Annotated in this window: 12 protein-coding genes; 8 read left to right on the top strand and 4 right to left on the bottom strand. The window is 70.0% G+C overall.

All coding sequences use genetic code 11. The features are described from left to right. The 3 genes from VFS34_09950 to VFS34_09960 all read right to left on the bottom strand — a co-directional run. Positions 1-1,782 (bottom strand): protein kinase (locus tag VFS34_09950; GenBank protein HET9794774.1); only part of this gene is annotated, 1,782 nt, incomplete at its 3' end. 338 nt (positions 1,783-2,120) lie between these two features. Next, on the bottom strand, positions 2,121-2,804 hold the full coding sequence (locus VFS34_09955; GenBank protein HET9794775.1) for a 2OG-Fe(II) oxygenase: 684 nt from the start codon (positions 2,802-2,804) through the stop codon (positions 2,121-2,123). After that, positions 2,801-4,477 (bottom strand): hypothetical protein, encoded by a 1,677-nt coding sequence (locus tag VFS34_09960; protein HET9794776.1) that lies wholly within the window; start codon positions 4,475-4,477, stop codon positions 2,801-2,803. Before VFS34_09960 ends, VFS34_09955 begins: the two co-directional genes overlap by 4 nt. Before the next feature lie 164 nt (positions 4,478-4,641). Between VFS34_09960 and VFS34_09965 the strand changes: the two genes are divergently transcribed. The 8 genes from VFS34_09965 (at position 4,642) to VFS34_10000 (ending at position 14,030) form a co-directional block, all read left to right on the top strand. Then, entirely contained in the window at positions 4,642-6,060 is a 1,419-nt protein-coding gene (locus tag VFS34_09965) for an ATP-binding protein (protein HET9794777.1), read from the top strand. Beyond that, positions 6,057-7,718: an FAD-dependent oxidoreductase gene (locus VFS34_09970; GenBank protein ID HET9794778.1), complete on the top strand. Its 1,662-nt coding sequence runs from the start codon at positions 6,057-6,059 to the stop codon at positions 7,716-7,718. The genes VFS34_09965 and VFS34_09970 overlap by 4 nt, the downstream gene beginning before the upstream one ends. Before the next feature lie 13 nt (positions 7,719-7,731). Further along, entirely contained in the window at positions 7,732-9,057 is a 1,326-nt protein-coding gene (locus VFS34_09975) for an APC family permease (protein ID HET9794779.1), read from the top strand. Between the two features lie 89 nt (positions 9,058-9,146). After that, a complete protein-coding gene (locus VFS34_09980; GenBank protein ID HET9794780.1) occupies positions 9,147-9,560 on the top strand; it encodes a VOC family protein in 414 nt (137 codons plus the stop codon). A gap of 187 nt (positions 9,561-9,747) precedes the next feature. Then, positions 9,748-11,142 (top strand): hypothetical protein, encoded by a 1,395-nt coding sequence (locus tag VFS34_09985; protein HET9794781.1) that lies wholly within the window; start codon positions 9,748-9,750, stop codon positions 11,140-11,142. Between the two features lie 205 nt (positions 11,143-11,347). Further along, positions 11,348-11,722, top strand: a complete 375-nt coding sequence (locus tag VFS34_09990; GenBank protein ID HET9794782.1) for a cytoplasmic protein — start codon at positions 11,348-11,350, stop codon at positions 11,720-11,722. Between the two features lie 358 nt (positions 11,723-12,080). Continuing rightward, positions 12,081-13,058 (top strand): NAD(P)-dependent alcohol dehydrogenase, encoded by a 978-nt coding sequence (locus VFS34_09995; GenBank protein HET9794783.1) that lies wholly within the window; start codon positions 12,081-12,083, stop codon positions 13,056-13,058. A 153-nt stretch (positions 13,059-13,211) separates the two neighbouring features. Continuing rightward, on the top strand, positions 13,212-14,030 hold the full coding sequence (locus VFS34_10000) for a hypothetical protein (GenBank protein ID HET9794784.1): 819 nt from the start codon (positions 13,212-13,214) through the stop codon (positions 14,028-14,030). A 140-nt stretch (positions 14,031-14,170) separates the two neighbouring features. Here the strand turns inward: VFS34_10000 and VFS34_10005 are convergent. After that, the coding region (locus tag VFS34_10005; GenBank protein HET9794785.1) for a hypothetical protein at positions 14,171-16,013 on the bottom strand (1,843 nt) is incomplete at its 5' end.

Here is a 16,013-nt window from a genome sequence, read left to right on the forward strand (position 1 = left end):
GGACACCGAAAAGAGGGCGGATTGGGTCTGCGGGAAGTACTGGACGTCCTCGACGATGGGAGAAGATTCGCCCGTGACGCGGAGAGCCTTCGTGTCGAAAGGCTGCGCGAAGAGGTTCCCGTCCTTCCAGAAGACGAGCGATCCTTCGCGTCCCCCGGACGACGATGGCGTGAACGCCATGGCCGAGTGGGCGGGGGACACGCGCTGTTCCTTCTCGCTCGCGAGGCTTCGCGCGTAGATCCCCATTCCGGGGAAATCCCCGGGGGCGCCGAAATTGGCGACCAGATAGAGGAAGTGACGGCCGTCGGGGAGAAAGAAAGGGAATCGATGGCTGCTCTCCCCGCGCGCGCGATCGAGCTTCGTCACCAGCGACGGGGCGCCGCCGGAAGCGGAAACGCGGAAGATCGGCCCGTCGACGGCGGGCGCGAAGAGGATCACGCCGTTCGGACTCCAGCTTCCGCCGCGGGCCTCCGGCGCGTCGCAGATCACCTGGGGAGGGCCGCCGGAGGCGTCGATCCTCTTCAACTTTCCGTCCGCGAAGAAGCCGATGACGCGGCTGTCGGGCGACCAGAAGGGAAACGACGAGTTCTCGGTTCCGGACAGAGGCTGGACCGTCAGAGAGCTCAGGGAACGGATCCACAGGAGGCTCGCTCCGGAAGAGTCGCGCGCGACGAAGACGAGGCGGCGGCCGTCGGGCGAGAGAGCGACGCCGCGCACCGCGGTCTTCTGCGGTGCGACGATCGAAGCGATCGTCGGGCGTTCGAGCTCCGTGATGCGGTTCCCGAGCCGGCGGGCGGCCGCGATCGCGACCGCCGCGGCGGCCGCCCCGGCGATCGCGGCGCCCCAGGCGAGCCGTTCGCGGCGTCTTCGGCGCGGCGCCGGGACGGCCACCGGCACCGCGGCGCCGGCCTGCGAGCCGCCCTGCGCGATCCAGGTCAGCTCGTTGCGGACGTCGCGGGCGTTCTGCCACCGGTCCTCCGGGTCCTTGGCGAGGCAGCTCCGGACGAGGCGGTCGAGCGCGGCGGGCGCGAGCGGCACGACCGCCGAGATCGGCTTCGGATCGTCGCGCAGGATCGCCGAGACGAGAGACGCCTGGGTCGCGCCCGTGAACGCGCGCTTTCCCGTCGCCATCTCGTACAGCACGCAGCCGAACGCGAAGATGTCCGACCGCGCGTCGGCATCCTTTCCCTCGAGCTGCTCGGGCGCCATGTACTGGAACGTTCCCATCACCGTTCCTTTTTCGGTGAGGGGCCGGGAAGCGGCCTGCGTGGGAAGGGAAGAGAGCTCGGACGCGGCTCCGCTCGACGTCACGGCTTTCGCCAGCCCGAAATCGAGGAGCTTGACGCCCGACTTCGTCAGCATGACGTTGCCGGGCTTGAGATCCCGGTGGACGATGCCGGCGCGGTGCGCGCGGTCGAGCGCGTCGGCGATCTCGACGCCGAATTTCAGCACCTGGTCGGTCGGGAGCGGTCCCTTCTCGATCCTGTCGGCGAGCGTCTGGCCTTCGAGGAGCTCCATCACGAGATACTCCACGCCGCCTTCCGAGCCGACGTCGTAGAGCGTGCAGATGTGCGGGTGCGTGAGCTGCGAGATCGACTTCGCCTCGCGCTCGAAGCGGGCCTTCACGTCCGGATCGTCGGTCAGGTGCGCGGGGAGGACCTTGATCGCGACGTCGCGCCCGAGCCGCGTGTCGCGCGCCTTGTACACCTCGCCCATGCCCCCGGCTCCGAGAGGACTGACGATCTCGTATGGACCGAGCCGCATTCCGCTGGGGAGAGTCATCCCGATCTCAGGGCCGTGTCGTATCGGCCGTCGCCTCGGCGATGGCCGGACTTCCGGCTCGCGTCTACGAGCGAGGGCGGGCCTCCCGCGCCGAGCGTCGGGATCACCTCGCGGGGCTCCAGCCGTGTCCCGGGCGAGAGACTCATGGAGCTTGTCCTCCGTCGTGTCCGCCGTCCTCGACGCGCGAGAGAGGAGCGTGTCCTCCGACGCTCGCCACGAGCGAAGGAGGATACGGGCCGAGTCGGGTGCGGGACACGAGGGTCAGAGGCTTTCCTTTCGAGGGATTCTATCCCGCGCCTCGATCCCGACCGTGCCCCGCGGGGAAGTCCGCCGGCCGGCTACGACCGGAAGATCGTGTCGTGCGGCGCCGAGCGCTCCTCGGCGGGGCGGCCGTTCGAGTAGTAGTAGAGGGAGATCGATTTTCGCGTCATCGTCGCCGGACACCGGAGCGGCTCCGGATGGCCGTGGTAGGAGAAGTCGGTCGTCGCGAACACGACCGTTCGGTTGAATACCGGCAGGATCTTCCGGACGCATTGCTTCGCCTCGCGGTCCCAGAGCTCGAGATGGCCGCCGTACTCGTCGCGCCATTCGCGATTGACGTAGACGAGCACGTTCAGGCGCCGGTCGAGCTTCAGGATCGGGTGCCAGTTGAAATCGGCGTGGACGCCGAGGTACCCCCCGGGGAGGATCTGGTGGGGACCCCCGCCGCCGTAGTAGGGATCGGGGATCAAGCCCTCGATCCCGGTCAGCCGTTCGAGGAAGACCATCATCGGGAACGAGTTCATGAAGTAGAGGAACTGCTGGAGCTCCGGTTTGACGACGCTCCGCCGATGATCGTAGCCGAGCTTGCGCTCGGTCGAGGAGTCGAATCGGCGCCACTCCATGTCCTCGGGGCCGGGGAAATCGCGGAGAACCCGGTCGAGCGCCTCGTTCTCGAACAATCCGTCGATCACGGCGTGCGGGAACGGCTCCGCGCTCCGGAACGTCTCCCGAAGGGGGGCCGGATCGACGAGGAGCTTCATGGCCGCCGCTCCCAGGACACGCTCGCGGCACGGGTCGGATCGATCACGATCCCGGAAGAATACGTCGTCCACCCGGAAATCGCGGCGTACTTCACCCGGAGCGTGATCGGCTGCGGATCGAGCCGGTAGGCTCCCTCGGCCGGAACCGCCATCGCATCGGCTCCGTCGCGGAGCACGAAGGCGTACCCGCCGTCCGGGTAAGGTCCGAGGCGCCAGCGGAGCGCCCCGGGCCGCCATTCGAAACGAGCGGTGAGCGGCGCGGAGGGGCGGTCGAGGCGGGCCGCCAGGCGCGCCCGCGCGGGCATCGTCCCGGTCACGTCCCGGCACGAATCGGCGCTCGCGTCGTATTCCCAGTAGCGATTCCCCGAACCGAGCGGCGGATGCTCGAGGAGGCGAAGGTCGTCGAAGAACCAGTCGGGACGGCCGTGCGAGCGAAGCACGTCCTGCCGAAACCAGGACAGCTCGCCCATCGCGGCGGGATAGGACGCGGGGTGGACGAGGACGTCGCCGGAGACGAGGCGGGTCGCGAAGGCCCGGTTCTCGGCGCTCTGCCTTCGCAGCCGCGCGCCGGCGGCGCCCCAGGCCGTCCGATGGGAGAGGAAAGCGAGAGCGAGCGTGACGAGCGCGGCGGCGGCGGCGGTTCGGCGGCGAAACCGCCGGGCTCTTTCGAGCGACGCCGCGGCCAGGCACGCCAACGCGATCCACGTCGCGAGCGCATAGCGGGGGGCGAGCTCGGAAGAGACGGGGAGAACGGGGAGCACGGCCGCGGCGAGGAGCACCGCGACGAACGCCCACTCGCGCCCGCTCCGGGGCGGCGCCATCGCCCACAGGACCGCCAGCCCGGCGAGCGTCGCCCACCCCGCGCCGCCGCCGGGGCCGAAGATCGCCGCCGTCAGCCGGAACGGAAGGCCGGCGAGCGCCGGCAGCGCTCTCTTCGCGGGAAGGACCAGCCCGTACCCTCCGACGAGCGTTCCCAGCACCGCGATCCTCCAGACCGGATAGGCGGCAAGTGCCGCGGCATGGGCGCGAAGCGTCCGAAGCCGGCCTCGGGTTTCGGGGAGGAGCGCGAGGATCGCGGGAAGGGGAACGAAGATTTCCTTTGCCGACATCGCCAGGAGATAGAGGACCGCCGACGCGGCGATGAAGGCCGGCGATCGCGTCCGCTCGCCTCGCACGAAGAAGATGGTGGAGAGGAGCGCGAGGCCGAGGCCTTCGGCGTAATGGCGCGTGGCGAGCTCCGCCGCGACCGGACCCACGGTCGTGCCGAAGAGGAACAGGGTCGCGCCGAACAGCGCGGACGAAGGAGCCATCCAGAGCCGCAGCGTCGCGTGGAGCAGGAGGGCGGCGGCCCCGATCGCCGCGAGCTGGTGGAGATGAAAGGGCCCCGGGCGAAGCCCGAAGAGCCGCCAATCCGCGCGGAGCGAGAGGAGGAGCAGCGGCGTGAACATCCGGCCCGGCAGGTCGCGGCCGCTCCGAGGGCTGAAGAAGAAAGAGGTCGCCGGATGTTTCGTGAGGAGGTGAAAATGGAAGAAGTCGTCGCTCAGCCACCAGAGCGTCGCGACGCGCCGATAGAGGGCCGCGGTCAGGAGGGAAATCGCGAGGTACGGGAGCGTGCCCCCCCACGGCGCGCGCGGCGCCGGCCGCTCGGGCGGCGCCGGGCGAGTCGTGCTCACGGTCATCGACGCTCGTAGGGTACGACACGGGCGAGGAGCGCGGGCGGAGATTCTCGAGGGCGGCGAAGCTCCGGGCCCTCGCGCCCGCCGCGTCGCGCCGGGGCGGCCTTCCGGCGGCGGCCGGTCCGTCCGATGTAGCATTCGGTCCCTAGGAACCAAGCACCATGACGGACAACGAGGAACTCGTCGATCGGCTGGCGCGGCACCGGGCCCTCGCCGCGGCGCCCCGGGAAGAGCTCGCCTGGCTGGCTTCGCACGGCTCCATCCGGAAGCTGAAGACCGGCGACGTGCTGCTGACGAAGAACGAGCCGGTGGAGAACCTGTGGGTCCTGCTGTCGGGGCGCGTCGCCATTTTCGTCGACCGAGGCGCCGGGCCGCACAAGATGATGGAATGGCGGGAAGGCGACGTCACGGGCCTCCTGCCGTACTCCCGCCTGAAGAACCCGCCGGGCGACTCGATCGCGCAGGAACCGTCGGAGATCCTCGCCGTTCCCCGGCGCTTTCTCCCCGAGATGATCCGCGACTGCCACGAGATCACGTCGATCCTCGTCCACACCATGCTCGACCGCGCGCGCTACTTCACGTCGAACGACCTTCACGACGAGAAGATGGTCTCTCTCGGCAAGCTTTCCGCGGGGCTCGCCCACGAGCTCAACAACCCGGCCTCGGCGATCGATCGCAGCGCGGCCCTCCTCGAAAGCAAGCTGGAGGACGCCGAGAAGGCGACGCGGGCGCTCGGCGCGGCGCGGCTGACGGACGCGCAGTTCGCCGCCCTCGACGCGATTCGCGCTTCCTGCAACGCGACGCGCGTGCCCGGCGTGAGATCTCCGATCGAGCAGGCGGAGCGCGAGCAGGCGATTGCCGACTGGCTCGAGGGCCGAGCCCTCGACGTCGGCAGCGCGGAGGCTCTCGCCGAGACGGCCGTGACGTTCGAGGCGCTCGACCAACTCGCCGCCGCGGTGGACGGACCGGCGCTGAACGCGGCGCTCCGGTGGGCCGCGGCCGGGTGTTCCGTTCGCAGTCTCGCGTCGGAGATCCAGGAAGCCGCGCGGCGCATCTCGGGCCTCGTCACCGCGATCAAGGGCTTCACGCACATGGACCAGGCGAACGTGCCGGAATCGGTCGATTTGACGCGGGGCCTGGACGACACGGTCGCCGTCCTCAAGGCCAAGGCGCGGAGCAAGTCGGCCGCGGTCGTCGTGGACGTCGAGCCCGGGCTTCCGCCCGCCCGCGGCTTCGTCGGGGAGCTCAACCAGGTCTGGGCGAACCTCATCGACAACGCCCTCGACGCGATTCCCGCTGCCGGCCGCGTCGAGGTGCGGGCGAACCGCGAGGACGGCCACGTGGTGGTGCGCGTCGTCGACAACGGACCCGGCATTCCCCCCGAGGTCCGCGACCGCATCTTCGACCCGTTCTTCACCACGAAACCGATGGGTCAGGGCACGGGCCTGGGCCTCGACATCGTCCGGCGTCTCGTCGGCCACAACGACGGCGAGATCACCGTCGAATCCCGCCCGGGACGGACGGAATTCAGGGTCGCGCTGCCGATCGCCGAATGGCCGGGTGCTTCGGGCAAGCCGTGAACAAGCCGGCCCTCCTCGTCGTCGACGACGACCCGCAGGTGCTCGCCGCGGTGCGGCGCGACCTGCGCTCGCGGTACCGGGAAAAATACACGATTTTGAGCGCGGCCTCCGGCGAGGAGGCGCTGGCGACGGTCCGGGAGCTGAAGACCCGCGGCGACACGCTCGCGATGGTCGTGAGCGACCAGCGCATGCCCGGCATGCCCGGCACCGAAGTGCTCGCCCGGACCCGCGAGGTCTACCCGCTCGCGCGACGGGTCCTCCTGACCGCGTACTCGGACATCGAGGCCGCCGTCCGGGCCATCAACGAAGCGCACCTCGACCACTATCTCTCCAAGCCCTGGGATCCGCCCGAGGAGCGCCTCTTCCCGGTGATCGACGATCTCCTCGACGCGTGGCAGGCCGAATACCTGCCCGAGGCCACCGGGCTCCGCCTCGTCGGACACCAGTGGTCGCCCCGATCGCACGCGATCAAGGAGTTCCTGGCGAGCAGCCTCGTTCCCTATCGCTGGCTGGACGTCGAACGGAACGCGGAAACGCGCGCCCTGCTGGAGGCGGCGACCGTCGGCGCCGACGAGCTCCCCGCGCTGCTCTTTGAAGACGGAACCGTTCTGCGCAATCCGGAGCCGCGGCAGGTGGCCGAACGTCTCGGCCGTCCGCTCTCGGCGGCCCACGACCTCTACGACCTCGTGATCGTGGGCGCGGGCCCGGCGGGACTCGCGGCGGCCGTCTACGGCGCGTCGGAGGGACTCCGGACGCTGCTCCTGGACCGGCACGCGCCCGGCGGCCAGGCGGGCACCAGCTCCCGGATCGAGAACTACCTCGGCTTCCCGGCGGGCGTGTCGGGGAGCGAGCTGACGCGGCGCGCGCTCACCCAGGCGCAGCGGCTCGGCGCCGAGTTCCTGGCGCCCCTCGAGGTGACGGCCGTTTCGATCGAGGCGGGGTACAAGCGGGTGACGATCGCCGACAGCCGCGAGATCGTGACGCGGACGCTCCTCGCCGCGACCGGGATGAGCTACCGGGAGCATCCCGCTCCCGGCATGGCGGAGCGCACGGGCGCGGGCGTGTACTACGGCACCGCGACGGCCGAGGCGCCGGCGTTCGAGGGAAGGCGCGTGCTCGTCATCGGCGGCGGCAACTCGGCCGGCCAGGCGGCCATGCACCTGTCGCGGTACGCGAAGGAAGTCCAGATCGTGGTGCGCCGCGAGAGTCTGCGCGAGACCATGTCGCAGTACCTCATCGACCAGATCGGGAAGACGCCGAACATCCGGCTGAGGTGCCAGATGGAAGTCGACCGCGTCGAAGGCCGGGACCGCGTCGAGTGCGTGTCGCTCCGGACGTGCACCGACGGATCCTGCGCGGTCGAGGAGGCCGACGCCGTCTTCGTCTTCATCGGCACCCGTCCGCGCAGCGAGTGGCTTCCGCCCGAGGTGCTGCGCGACGCGAAGGGGTTCGTCCTGACCGGCCGCGACCTCGTGGCGGCCGAGGCGTACCCCCGCGTCTGGAAGCAGCGGCGCGAGCCCCTGCCGCTCGAGAGCAGCGTGCCGGGCGTGTTCGCCGCCGGCGACGTCCGCGCCGGCGCGATGAACCGCGTGGCCGCGGCGGTGGGCGAGGGGTCGATGATGGTCTGGCTCGCGCACCAGTACCTCGCGCTGACCTGATTCCGGAACCGGCTTGCGCCGCTCGCTGACGGTCCTCCCACTCGCCGCCGCGACGTTCTTCATGGTCGCGGGCGGGCCCTACGGCCTCGAGGAGATCGTCCAGAACGCCGGATACCGCTACTCGATCGCGATCCTCCTCGTCGTCCCGATCGTCTGGAGCGTTCCCGCGGCGCTCATGGTCGCGGAGCTCTCGAGCGCTCTTCCGGAGGAAGGGGGCTACTACGCCTGGGTGCGCCGCGCCCTCGGCCCGTTCTGGGGATTCCAGGAGGCGTGGCTGTCGCTCGCGGCGAGCGTCTTCGACATGGCGATCTATCCGACGCTCTTCGTGCTCTATCTCTCGCACTTCTTCCCCGCCGTCCGGGGCGCGAACCGGGAGTTCGCGCTGGGCGCCGCGATGATCGCTCTCTGCACGGCCTGGAACCTTCTGGGGGCGCGCTCGGTCGGCGACTCCTCCGTGGCGCTCGGCGTCGCGCTGCTCGCCCCCTTCGCCGTGCTCGGGACGATCGCGGTCTTCCACCGCGGGGGCGCGGCGCCCGCCTCCGCTCCGCATCCCGTCCTTCTCGGAGGAATCCTGATCGCGATGTGGAACTACATGGGATGGGACAACGCCTCGACCGTCGCGGGGGAGGTCGATCGGCCGCAGCGAAGCTACCCGCTCGCGATCCTGCTCGCCGTTCTCCTCACGGTCGCGAGCTACGTGCTGCCCGTGGCCGCGGCGGCGAGAGCGGGTATCGATCCGAGCCGGTGGACGACCGGCTCCTGGACGGAGGTCGCGGCGGCGCTCGGCGGGAAGGCGCTCGCGGCCGCCGTCGTCGCGGGCGGCGCGATCTGCGGGATCGGGATGTTCAACGCGCTGCTGCTTTCGTATTCGCGGGTGCCGGCCACACTCGCCGAGGACGGCTTTCTTCCGCGCGTGTTCGCGCGGCGCCATCCCCGGACCGACGCCCCGACCTTCTCGATCCTGGCGTGCGCGGTCTGCTGGACGGCAGCGCTCACCCTGGGGTTCGACCGGCTCATCGAGCTCGACGTCCTCCTGTACGGCGGGAGCCTCATGCTCGAGTTCGTCGCGCTCACCGAGCTCCGCCGGAAGGAGCCGGACCTCGCGCGCCCGTTCCGCGTCGCCGGCGGGGTCCTCGGAACGGTTCTCCTCGCCGCGGGACCTCTCGCGCTGCTCTCGATCGCGCTCGTCCGGAATCGCGACGAGACGATCGGCGCCGTCCCCGCGCTCCTGTTCGGCGCCGGGATCGCGGCGGCGGGACCGATCCTCTACCGGGTCAGCCGTCGGCGCGGCGCTGCGTCGACCCCGGCGACCGGCGGCTCGCGATCGACCGACGCGTGATCCGCGCGGACTTCGGCCGCGCGATGGCACGGCCTTTGCCGCGTTTTCACCGGAACCAATTTCGGTCCACGCCGCAAAGGAGGCATTCCATGAATCCAGTCATCCATTTCGAGATGCCGGCGGAGAACCGCCGGCGCATGGCGGAGTTCTACGAAAAAGCGTTCGACTGGCAGACGAGAATGCTCGGCCCTGACATGGGCAAGTACGTCGTCGTCACGACGACCGAGTCCGACGACCGCGGCCCGAAGAAGCCGGGCGCGATCAACGGCGGCTTCTTCATGAAGGACGAGTCCAAGCCGGGCCAGTACCCGTCCGTCGTGATCGCGGTGGACGATATCGACAAGGCGATGAAGAAGGTCGAGAAGGCGGGCGGGAAGGTCCTCGGCGATCCGATGGACATTCCGGGAGTCGGGCGCTACGTGGCGTTCACCGACACCGAGGGCAATCGCGTGAGCATGCTGAAGCCGCTCCCGCAGATGTCCGAACGGCCGACGTCGCACTAGGCGAAAGTCGCGAGTCGGTCAGTCGCGAGTCGAGGAGGTCGGCCGCGTCGCGGCAGAGTTCACCGTCCTTCCGAATTCCCTCGCCGGCGGCCGCGGGATAAGATGGCCGCCGCTGTACCCGTTTCGGAGGAGCCGCCCTCGGTCCGCCGTGTTTCTCGGCCATCCTGGATCGGGTCGAGGAGGGTCCATGTCGAACCGGCGCCGCGTCCTGCTTTCCGTTCTCACGGGTCTGATCTCGGTCGCGACGGCCGGAGCGCAGGACCGGGAGGCGCCGGACACCGCCGTCGGTCTCCCGCCGGGGGCCCGGACCGCGATCTCGCGGGCGATCGCGAGCGACGCCGACTCCCTCCTCGAGGAAGCGAAGCTCGTCTCCGGGACGGCAGCCCATGGCTCACTCGGCGAGTCCGTCGCCATCTCGGGCGACACGATCGTCGCCGCCGCGCCGCCGGCGGCCGTCTACGTCTTCGTCAAGCCCGCCTCCGGCTGGGCGAGCACGTCGGCGTTCTCGGCGAAGCTCTCCAACCCGGCGGGCGCGGCGGACGACGGATTCGGGACGTCGGTCGCGATCTCCGGGGACACGGTGGTCGTCGGAGCTTGGGGGGTGGGAAATGCGACCGGGGCTGCGTATGTATTCGTGAAACCGGCTTCGGGCTGGACGAGCACGTCGCTGTATTCGGCGAAGCTCACCGCTTCCGGCGGTCTTGCGGGCGACTTCTTCGGGCTGAGCGTGGCCATCGATGGCGACACGCTGATCGTCGGAGCGTCCAACGCGAAGGTCGGGGGAAACGATGGGCAGGGAGCGCTCTACGTGTTCGAGAAGCCGGCGTCCGGATGGGCGAGCACTTCCGCTTTCGCGGCGCGTCTCACGGCCGCCGGCGAGCTCGCGAACGACGCGCTCGGCACTTCGGCCGCGATCTCGGGAGACGCGGTGATCGGGGGCGCTCCCGCTTTCGGCGGCAGCCAGTCCGCGGCGTACGTCTTCGTGAGACCGCCCTCGGGCTGGGCCAGCACTTCGCACTTCGACGCGAAGCTCACGGCTTCCGATTTGCCGAACGGCACCGAGTTCGGCGGTTCGGTCGCGATATCGGACGACGCGGCCGTCGTCGGTGCGCCCTTACTGGGCAATTCCGACCAGGGCGCCGCGTTCGTCTTCGAAAAACCGGCGGCGGGGTGGTCGAGCACTTCGACGTTCGATGCGGAGCTCACCGTTCCCGTCGCCGGGGACTACTTCGGAACCGCGGTCGCGCTCGCCGGCCGGACGGTGGCCGTCGGCGCTCCTTCGCAGCCCGGCCTGCGCGTTCCCGGCTCCGCCTATGTTTTCGTCGAACCGCCCACGGGATGGGCGAGCACCTCGGCCTTCGACGCGAAGATCCAGGCGTCCGACGCTGCCGGTTGGGACTCGTTCGGCTTCTCGGTCGCGATCTCGGAGGGGACGCTCGTCGTCGGCGCCCAGGCGGCCGACCAGGCCGCCGGCGCGGCCTACGTCTTCGGCGGCCTGCCTCAGCCCTGCGCGCCGGGAACCCGCTGCGTGATTCCCGTCCCGGCGCCTCCGGCCGCGCTGGTCGACCCGCGAAATCCGTAGCGGCGCTCCCGGGACCGGGGCCCGCGAGCCCGGCTCTCCACCGCCGGCCGTCGGCGGCGAGCGACGATCCGTGAGCGGGACGCGGCGGGAGATCCCGTTCGGACGCGGGAAGACGTCGAAACGCACCGGCGTATCCCATACTTCGACGGAGAACGAAGCGTGTCCGGACGCACCGGGGGAGAATCGGCTCCGGAAGGGAGGACTCATGCACTGGATGGGGAATCTGTGGAAGGAGGTCGCCCTCTGCGCGCCGATGCTCGCTGCCGTCACGAGCGGGGCGCCCTCGCTCGATCCCGCGGTCGTCAACGCCGGGATGGAGCACGTCCGCCTCGAGAACGCGAGCGTGCGGGTGATCGAGGGAGTGTTGCGGCCGGGCGACCGCGAGCAGATGCACTCGCACCCGGCTTTCGTGACTTACGTGATCGAGGGAGGGAAGATCCGCAACCACTTCGCCGACGGCCGGGTCGTCGAGGCGGAGCTTACGACCGGCGGCGTGCTGATGCGCGAGCCTCAGACCCACTGGATCGAGAACATCGGCGAGACGACGCTCCGGTTCCTCGTCGTCGAGCTCAGGAAGTGAGATCCGACAGTCGAAGAGTCGGAAAGTCGTGAAGTCGAAAGCCGGGAGCCGGAAAGTCGAAGAGTCGGGCGCTCCAGGGAGCGGCCTCGATCGAGGATCGATGCCGCGCCGGGGCCGATAGTCCGGAAGTCACGGGTCGCGAGTCGGAAAGTCCAGGAGTCGAACGTCAAAGGCCGCGTGCCGCGCGAGTCGATGCGCTAGCATTCCTCGCGATGGAACCCGGGGTCGCAACGGTCCGGCACGAAACGTCGGGAATTTCTCGCCGCCGCCGCCCGGCTGAGGCGCCACCGGGGGCGGGTCCGATGCGGCTCGGCGGGCTCTCGCGGCGGATCGTGGCGGCCCCTGCCGGCGTCCGCCCGTGAAGGCCGCCGCCTACAGCCGATACGGACCTCCGGACGTCGTCGAGGTCCGGGACGTCGAGAAGCCGGTTCCCCGAGACGATGAAGTCCTCGTGGAGGTCCTCGCGGCGTCCGTGAACGTCCTCGATTGGCGCCTGACGAGGGGTACCCCGCGCGTCGGGCGACTGGTGATCGGATTGCGCAAGCCGAAGAGCCGCATCCTGGGACGCGACATGGCCGGGCGGGTCGAATCGGTCGGGAGGAACGTGACCCGCTTCAAACCGGGCGACGAAGTATTCGGGGTCTGCCGCGGCGCCTTTGCCGAGTATGCGTGCGCCGCGGAAAGCAAACTGGCGATCAAGCCCGCCGGCGTGTCGTTCGAGCACGCGGCGGCCCTGCCCGTGGCGGCGAGCACCGCCCTGCAGGGTCTTCGAGACCGGGGGCGCATCCGGCGAGGCGACCAGGTCGCGGTGGACGGAGCGTCCGGGGGAGTCGGCACGTTCGCGGTGCAGATCGCCCGGGCCCTCGGCGGGGAAGCCACCGCGGTGTGCAGCACGCGACACGTGGAGACGGCGGCGTGGATGGGCGCGGCGCACGTCGTGGACTACACGCGAGAGGACTTCACGAGGAGCGGGCGGCGTTACGACCTGATCCTCGGCGCCAACGCTCACCATTCGATCCTCGACTACCGGCGCGCGTTGAAGGAGAACGGCCGTTATGTCCTGTGCGGGGGCGGTGGAATCCAGATCTCTCAGGCGTTCTTCCTCGGCCCGCTCCTGTCGTGGATGGGAAGCCGGAAGCTGGGCATCGTCATGGCGAAGATCGACGAGAAGGACCTCGCGCTTCTCGCGCAGCTCGTCGCCGACGGGAAGGTCGTTCCGGTCATCGACCGGCGGTACCCGTTGAGCGGCGTGCCGGACGCGCTCCGCTATCTCGAGGAAGGGCACGCGGGAGGCAAGGTCGTGATCGTCCCCGGCAGCGAAGCGGCCGAGGACTGAAACTTCGGACCGTGAGGTGAGGCGCCGATCGTCGAGCCACTCCGCACCTTTCACCGGTCATCCCGAGCGATGTCGGGGGATCTCGGGCGACGCTCGGGGCGGCGCCGGCCCGGGCGAAAACCTGAGGCGCACCGTCACGTACCTCTAATCGGGATGAGACCCGCCGTCGTCACCGCCGGAGCCGTCGCGGTTCTGGCCGCTCTCGCCGGGCCCGCCCGGGCCGCCGAGGCGAAGGGCTCGCGCGCCGCCGCCCTCGTGGAGCAGATCCGCCATGCGGACTACGCGGGCGATCGAACGGCGCTCAAGAGACTCCGGGGAGAGCTCTCTCCCTTCGCCGCCGACCCCCGGATCGGATCGCGCGTGCGCTATTGGCAGGGTTTCGCCCTCTGGCGGCGGGCGTTCAACGGCTTCAACGAGACGCCATCGCCGAGCGACCTCGAGGATGACCTTTCCGGGGCGATTGCCGATTTCGACGCCGCGCTCGCGCGCGATGCCCGATTCGTCGACGCCCAGGTCGGCGCGATCTCCTGCCTGAGCAACATCGGATTTCTCCACCGCAACGACCCCGGGGCCTTCCGGACCTTTCTCGAGCGCGTCCGGCCGCGCATCGAGGCGGTTCGCGCCATCGACCCCGACAACCCGCGGTTTCTCTGGGTGATGGGAGCCAACAAATGGTACGCGCCGCCGGAGCGCGGCGGCGGGCAGGCGCCGGCGATCGCCATGTATGAAGAAGGGCTCGAAGAGGCCCGCCGCCGGCCGCCCCCGGCCGATCCGCTGGAGCCGTCCTGGGGGGAGCCGGAGCTCCTGATGAATCTCGCCTGGGCGAACCTCAACAAGAGCGTCCCCGATCTCGAAGCAGCGCAGCGTTACGCCGATTCCGCCCTGAAGCTCGTTCCCTACTGGCACTACATGCGGGACATCCTGAGCGCGCAGATCCGGCAAGCGAAAGAGAAGCAGCCTCGGCAGGGGTGACCCGCCCGGAGCGGCCCCGTCCCTGTCATCCCGAGCGGCTTCCCCGGCTTATCTCGAAGAGCGGCGGCGGGAAGTCGAGGAATCCCGGTCGCGGCTCGGTCGGATCCCGGCGGCGCCCCCCGCCCGGGAAGAATCGGCGCCTACTTTCCGGCGTTCCTCTCCATCATCCAGATCTCCGAACGCGAAAAGTTCGAGACGACGTAGAGGCTCCGGCCGTCGGGCGAGAGATTGAGTTCGCCCGCGAGGGCGACCTCCGGAGGGAAACGGTGGAGGAGTTTCCTCGTCTTCGTCTTTCGGTCGTAGAGCAGGAGCGCGGAGCCGGCGGTCGAGCCGTTCGCGCCCGACGGGTCGGCCGAAATCGTCTCGCCGTAGATCACCAGGTCGTCGTTGATCCACGTGCCCGTGGTGCCCGTGGGGCCGCTGACCGGTTCAACGGCGCCGGTCTCGGGTGAAAAGATCGCGGTGCCCTTGACTCCATTCACGAGGAGGAACTGTCCGCCGGGGGACCAATTCAGCGGGAAGGCGAAATTCTGCGGCGTGTCCACCGGGAGGGATCCCTCGCGAGTTTCGAGGGCGTACTGGCCGTCCGGCTGCAGGCGCAGAACGGCGAGCCGATTCGCGTTCGGCGTCTCGAGCAGGACGGCGACGCGCTTCCCGTCCGGCGTGGGAACGCTCGCCACGGTCTCTCCGAGCGACGGCGAGGTCAGCACTCTCGCCTGCCCTCCATCCACGCCGATATCCCAGAGCTGGTACGGGCCGCCCCGCGTCGAGTAGAAGAGGATTCGCTTTCCGCCGGCGATCCATCGCGGCTGGCGGTTCTTGAATTCGTCGTCGGTCAGCTGCGTGAGGTTGCCGCCGTTCGCGTCGCAGATGTAGAGGATTTCGCGCGTGACGCCCGCCTGGAAGATCAGCCGGCGGCCGTCGGGGGAGAGCGCGAGATAGGTGACGACCGGAAGGCCCGCGAGGACGGTGCTCGGCATCTCGGCGAGCTCGCGGCGGGCGGGATCGAACGCGAACCGCTGGATTCCGTAGTTGGTCGAATCGACCTGGAAGGCGATGCGGCTGCCGTCGCGCGAAAGGGAGTACGGCCCGGCGGAGCCGGCGGGAACGGAGACCCGCTGGGGCGCCGACGTCGGCTTCCCCGTGGCTTCGTCGACGCCGATCTTGTAGAGATCGAGAGTCCCTCCGCGGTCGCTGCCGAAATAGATCGAGCGGCCGTCCGACGCCCAGGCCGGCGCCCAGTCGAGCGGCTTGTCGTTCGTGAGACGGACGGGCTCGGGTTTTTCCGCCGCCGCGTCGATCGTGAACACGTCGCGGTTGGAACCCGTGCCCAGGATCCCGAAGAGCGCGATCCGTCGGCCGTGGGGAGACCACGCGGGCCGAACCACGTTCTTGAATACGCCCTTCGCGTCCCCCTGCCCCTGCAGGAGCGTCCGTTTCTTCCCCGACTGGATGTCGACGGTCAGGACGTCGCCGGGAGTTCCGAGATGGTACGGGTCCGGCTGGGTCGTCGTCGTGTAGACGAGCGAGGAGCCGTCGGGCGACCAGGCGGGCGCGAAACCCCCGTCGACGACGCGGTGGACCGATTCTCCCGTCGCCCCCATGACGTAGATGCCGCCGCCGTCACGCTCGGACCGGAACGCCACGTGCGCGCCGTCGGGTGAAAAGTCCGGCGCGTCGTTGTCGACGCCGCTCCCGCGCGTGAGGTTGATCGTGTTCTGCCCGCCGACCCGCTGCAGGAAGATGTCGAGCTCATTTCCCTCCCTCCGGACGAAGAGGAACTGCTGGCCGTCCGGCGAGATCGACGGAAGCGTGGCGGAGGAGCCGAACGTCAGCTGCCGGAAACGCCATCCCTCGGCCGCGCCGGCCGGGGGCGCCAGACGCCGCCCGGCGAGATACGCCGCCGCCGCGAGCGCGAAAGCGCCGGCCGGCCAGAGGGCCGCGCGCCAGCGCCATTGCGGCGCGGCCGGGGCGCGTCCGGCG

The sequence above is a fragment of the Thermoanaerobaculia bacterium genome (genome assembly GCA_035717485.1).
In the GTDB taxonomy this organism is placed as follows: Bacteria; Acidobacteriota; Thermoanaerobaculia; order UBA5066; family DATFVB01; genus DATFVB01.

What these genes read in the sequence shown, in the direction of transcription:
- VFS34_09955 (HET9794775.1), bottom strand. Translation starts at nt 2,804, where the DNA reads ATGAAGCTCCTCGTCGATCCGGCCCCCCTTCGGGAGACGTTCCGGAGC.
- VFS34_09965 (HET9794777.1), top strand. Translation starts at nt 4,642, where the DNA reads ATGACGGACAACGAGGAACTCGTCGATCGGCTGGCGCGGCACCGGGCC.
- VFS34_09980 (HET9794780.1), top strand. Translation starts at nt 9,147, where the DNA reads ATGAATCCAGTCATCCATTTCGAGATGCCGGCGGAGAACCGCCGGCGC.
- VFS34_09985 (HET9794781.1), top strand. Translation starts at nt 9,748, where the DNA reads ATGTCGAACCGGCGCCGCGTCCTGCTTTCCGTTCTCACGGGTCTGATC.
- VFS34_09990 (HET9794782.1), top strand. Translation starts at nt 11,348, where the DNA reads ATGCACTGGATGGGGAATCTGTGGAAGGAGGTCGCCCTCTGCGCGCCG.
- VFS34_10000 (HET9794784.1), top strand. Translation starts at nt 13,212, where the DNA reads ATGAGACCCGCCGTCGTCACCGCCGGAGCCGTCGCGGTTCTGGCCGCT.